A 2,789-nucleotide genomic window follows, 5' to 3' on the forward strand; every position below is an offset into this window, starting at 1 on the left:
CTACTGAACGGTGCCGTAGACCTTCAACAGGTGCGTGACGAATCGAGCGAGCCCTCGGGACATGCGGCGCACGGTAGGGTCGGCCGGAGACGGTGGGAGCAGGATACGTTACCCCTGTATCAACAATTATTAAATGGTTTCCAGACAAACGCGGTTTAGCAACGGGGTTAGCTATTATGGGATTTGGTTTTGCAGCAATGCTGACTGGTCCTGTTGCTCAACAGCTAATGGCTAGTGTTGGTCTTGAACAAACATTCTATCTCTTAGGAACATTTTATTTTGTTATTATGCTGCTCGCTGCACAGTTTATTGTTCGTCCAAATCTGGCACTATCAAGCACTACTGAAAATAGCATTTCTCAAAAAAAGGGAACACGTCTAACCCGAGGACCGGAGCTAACAGCTAACCAAGCCCTCAAAACTAAATCCTTCACTTTTCTTTGGATAATGTTATTTATCAATATTACATGCGGGATCGGCCTTGTCTCAGCTGCATCCCCCATGGCTCAAAGTATGACCGGCATGTCTGTCCAAACAGCCGCAATTATGGTTGGAATCATAGGCCTTTTCAATGGCTTTGGACGTTTGATATGGGCAACTTTGTCTGATTATATCGGGCGCCCTGCTACTTTCAGTACCATTTTTATTCTCGATATTGTAATGCTTTCAGCCATGCTCATCTTCAAATTACCGCTCCTATTTGTCATTGCATTATGCTTGTTGATGTCTTGTTATGGAGCAGGCTTTTCTGTCATCCCAGCCTACTTAGGTGATGTCTTTGGTACTAAAGAATTAGGAGCTGTTCATGGATATGTACTGACAGCATGGGCTGCTGTCGGAGTTGTTGGACCATTACTATTATCATTAACACATCAACTGTTCCACAATTATACTTTGACATTAGCTGCCTTTATTTTGATTGATCTATTGGCACTGCTAATCTCATTCTGGATACAACGAGATTTCATTAAAGCCAGCAAATTAATAAAAAGCAAATCATAAAAAACTACTTTAAAGCGCATTAAATTATTAAAAACTAAGACAAAATTGCATAAAAAAGAGTCTAAAACAGCATGAGCCGTAAAGTGCAAGACAAAATTGAATATTTTTAAACTGCTAAGGCATGTTCCCTGTATTCGCAGGGAGTCATGCCTTTTGTTTTCTGTGATATTCGTCGATTGTTAAACCAATCGACGTAATTCTTTGTGATTTCCTTGAATTCTCCAATAGGTTCTGTTGCAAAGTTTTCCAAAAAATCTATTTTAGTGTAAAATTGAGAAAAAAGACAGAGAGGACAGAGTAATGAATCATTTTAAAGGCAAACAATTCAAAAAAGACGTCATTATTGTCGCTGTTGGTTACTACCTGCGTTACAATCTAAGCTATCGTGAAGTTCAGGAATTGTTATATGATCGTGGAATAAATGTTTGTCATACTACGATTTATCGTTGGGTGCAAGAGTACAGCAAAGTCCTCTATTATCTTTGGAAGAAGAAAAATAGACAATCCTTCTATTCATGGAAAATGGACGAAACCTATATCAAAATTAAGGGACGTTGGCATTATCTTTATCGTGCAATTGATGCGGACGGCTTAACCTTAGATATCTGGTTACGAAAGAAACGGGATACGCAAGCAGCCTATGCTTTCTTAAAACGACTCCATAAACAGTTTGGTGAGCCGAAAGCAATTGTGACCGATAAAGCACTTTCTCTTGGATCCGCCTTTAGAAAGTTACAGAGTGTGGGTTTATATACTAAGACAGAGCACCGAACTGTGAAGTATCTTAACAATTTAATAGAACAAGACCATCGACCTATTAAACGACGAAATAAATTTTATCAAAGTCTCCGTACAGCCTCTTCCACGATTAAGGGCATGGAGACCATTCGAGGAATATATAAAAAGAACCGAAGAAATGGAACGCTCTTCGGCTTTTCGGTGTCTACTGAAATCAAGGTATTAATGGGAATAACAGCCTAAGATATTTGGAGTTCAGAGAGGGCGCGTTTGATTTTCAAACTTCGCAACAGAACCGAATCAATTATTTAAGACGAATTAATAAAAAATATAGAAAGAGAAGTCTATGATGTATTCAAAATTCATATCATTTTTAAAACAAATTCCCCTCCCGATATGTGGCTTAATTTTGGGTTTAATATCCTTAGGGAATCTCCTTTACAGTAAAGGTTACCCTATTTTAGGAAATTCTTACGATATGTTAGGTTTATTCCTGATGTTTTTAATTTTGCTCAAGATAGTACTGGCAATGAAACATACAATTTCGACTTTGAATGACCCAATTGTAGCCTCTGTTTCACCAACTTTTACGATGTCTTTAATGGTACTAAGCGTATTTTTAAAACGTTTGTCCGGCTTTAGTCTTCTTGCGAATGTTACTTGGTGGACTGCTTTAATTTTGCATCTTATCTTAATGATGTATTTTATTTATCTTCATGTACTACCAAAAGAATTAAAAATACATGATGTTTATCCAAGCTGGTTTATTACTTTTGTAGGCATTGGGGTAATATCGGCAACATCACCAGATTTCGGTCTTGAAGTGGGTAAAGTTGTGGTTTGGATAACATTACTCTTTTACTTTATTCTTCTTCCCATTGTTATGCATAGAGTTTTCATTTTACGAAAAATGCACAAATCTTTACTTCCTTTGATTACAAATATCACGGCACCAGGTTCACTTGGTTTAGTAGGATACCTCACTGTTGTAGAAGCAAAATCTAAAATATTCGTTATCTTTTTATTTATTTTATCGCAAGCTATCTATTT

At 37.5% G+C, this 2,789-nt stretch carries 4 protein-coding genes; 3 read left to right on the plus strand and 1 reads right to left on the minus strand.

The annotated features are described in order from the left end of the window. Positions 1-92: 92 nt before the first annotated feature. Positions 93-1,001: an OFA family MFS transporter gene (locus tag ABZS58_RS51075; protein WP_354792079.1), complete on the plus strand. Its 909-nt coding sequence runs from the start codon at positions 93-95 to the stop codon at positions 999-1,001. Positions 1,002-1,107: 106 nt separating this feature from the next. On the opposite strand, the gene ABZS58_RS51080 is transcribed toward ABZS58_RS51075, so the two are convergent. Continuing rightward, positions 1,108-1,251 carry an IS3 family transposase gene (locus ABZS58_RS51080; RefSeq protein ID WP_101812836.1) on the minus strand — a complete coding sequence of 48 codons (144 nt, stop codon included), beginning with the start codon at positions 1,249-1,251 and terminating at the stop codon, positions 1,108-1,110. A gap of 50 nt (positions 1,252-1,301) precedes the next feature. On the opposite strand from ABZS58_RS51080, the gene ABZS58_RS51085 reads away from it, so the two are divergent. Together ABZS58_RS51085 and ABZS58_RS51090 are read left to right on the plus strand one after the other, a co-directional pair. After that, positions 1,302-1,982, plus strand: a complete 681-nt coding sequence (locus ABZS58_RS51085; protein WP_354792081.1) for an IS6-like element ISS1N family transposase — start codon at positions 1,302-1,304, stop codon at positions 1,980-1,982. Between the two features lie 103 nt (positions 1,983-2,085). Beyond that, on the plus strand, positions 2,086-2,789 hold a 704-nt coding region (locus tag ABZS58_RS51090; protein WP_354792082.1), incomplete at its 3' end, for a TDT family transporter.

It is taken from the genome of Dactylosporangium sp. NPDC005555 (assembly GCF_040605635.1).
Taxonomy (GTDB): domain Bacteria; phylum Actinomycetota; class Actinomycetes; order Mycobacteriales; family Micromonosporaceae; genus Dactylosporangium.